The following is a 414-nucleotide window of genomic DNA, read 5'->3' as shown; positions in this document are numbered from 1 at the left end:
CCTGCTGGCGGATGGCGTCCACGACGGCTGGATGACTGTGGCCGACGTTCAATACGGAAATCCCCGCCAGGAAATCCAGATATACCTTGCCTTCGGCATCCCAAAGCTTGACGCCTTTGCCTTTAACAAACACGATCGGCCGGCGGGCGTAAGAGGGAATGACATGCTCGTCGAACTGCTGAATGATATCTTTCGTTTTACTCATCTTGAATGATCTCCGTTCCTATTCCTTGATCTGTGAATATTTCCAACAACAACGAATGCGGCATGCGCCCGTCCACGACGTGCACTTTCCGGACGCCGGCGGCCAAGGCCTCGAGCGCACCCCGAATTTTCGGCAACATGCCGCCGACAATCACTCCGTCCCGGATCAGGGTTTCAACGGCGCTGCGCTTCAACGTTGAAATGACCGAA

Annotated in this window: 2 pseudogenes; one reads left to right on the top strand and one right to left on the bottom strand. The window is 55.1% G+C overall.

Annotation, left to right across the window (positions count from 1 at the left end):
- Positions 1-214, top strand: a pseudogene (locus A2294_01915) (hypothetical protein).
- Here A2294_01915 and A2294_01910 read toward each other — a convergent pair.
- A pseudogene (locus A2294_01910) lies at positions 198-414 on the bottom strand (acetylglutamate kinase). The pseudogenes A2294_01915 and A2294_01910 overlap by 17 nt on opposite strands.

Source organism: Candidatus Magasanikbacteria bacterium RIFOXYB2_FULL_38_10 (genome assembly GCA_001783145.1).
Taxonomy (GTDB): domain Bacteria; phylum Patescibacteriota; class Patescibacteriia; order Magasanikbacterales; family UBA10003; genus GWC2-40-17.
The sequence above is the reverse complement of the archived record's forward strand: the minus strand, read 5'-3'. Positions and strand labels throughout refer to the sequence as shown.